This is a genomic window from Streptomyces mutomycini (genome assembly GCF_001700505.1).
In the GTDB taxonomy this organism is placed as follows: domain Bacteria; phylum Actinomycetota; class Actinomycetes; order Streptomycetales; family Streptomycetaceae; genus Streptomyces; species Streptomyces mutomycini.
The window spans coordinates 1-1,060 of record NZ_MAPV01000360.1; the positions used below are offsets into that span (position 1 = coordinate 1).

The following is a 1,060-nucleotide window of genomic DNA, read 5'->3' on the forward strand; positions in this document are numbered from 1 at the left end:
CCTGCGCCACACACCACATGCGGCGGAAATCCCCCGATCGGCGCACTCAGCGAGCGGTCCCCCACCACCGGGAAGAGGCTGAGCGCCAGAGCGCAGTCGGAGCCGGTCGGCTGCCGCGGACCGAAGGCGAAGCCATATGCAGCAGCCCCGCCACCGGATACGCGGACATCGCCGCCCCCTCGCACTGGCCGGCGCCGCGGCCCTGGTCATAGCGACGGTGGCATCGGCCAGCTCCACCCTCCCCGTCGCCAGCCGCGCCTCCGCCGGACCGGTGGCCGCGCCGAGGGGGACCGGCCTCGCACCGTGCCGAATACCCACGGCCATGGGCGTACAGATGTCGGAGGGCATGCCGACGGCCCCCGGCTACACACGCTCCACCGGCCGGATCAGAGCGCTCAACCTGATGATCGACTTCCCCGACGCGAAGGCGACGGAACCGGCGGCGGACCGGCTCGCGGAGTTCTTCCCGCAGACCTCCGACTGGTTCAGCACCAGCTCCTACGGCCGGCTCACCTACCTCCCCGAAGCACCCGTGGACGACTGGCTGCGTATGCCCCTGCCGTTCTCGGAGTACGGGATAGAGCGCGGCTCACCGTACGAACCGGGCTACCGCAAGATGGTCAAGGACCTGGTGGCCGTCGCCGATCCGAAGGTCGACTTCGCGGCGTACGACCTGGTCAACGTGCTCGTCACCCCGAACGCCGGCCCCTCCGCGCTGGACACCGTCCTGTCGGTGACCTTCTCCGGCAACGACGACGCCCCTCTCGCCGACGGCGTCCCGCTCGCCAACACGTCCTTCGTCTACAGCCGCCAGGACGACGGCTCGGGCTCGTACGAGGAGACCGGTTACCGGGTCCTGCCCCACGAGAACGGCCACGNNCGTGGGGCACTGGGACATCATGTCCGAGGACTGGGGGGCCAACAACGACTTCCTGGCTTGGCACAAATGGAAGCTCGGCTGGCTGGGCAACGATCAGGTCAGCTGTGCCGCGATGCCCGGCACCAGCGAACACACCCTCGAACCGCTGGCCACGAAGGGCGGCCCGAAGCTGGCCTTCGT

Annotated in this window: 2 pseudogenes; both read left to right on the plus strand. The window is 69.8% G+C overall.

Annotation, left to right across the window (positions count from 1 at the left end):
* Positions 1–271: 271 nt before the first annotated feature.
* Positions 272–878, plus strand: a pseudogene (locus tag BFF76_RS34320) (metallopeptidase domain-containing protein); the annotation flags it as partial.
* A gap of 2 nt (positions 879–880) precedes the next feature.
* Positions 881–1,060 (plus strand): annotated as a pseudogene (locus tag BFF76_RS34325) (M6 family metalloprotease domain-containing protein); the annotation flags it as partial.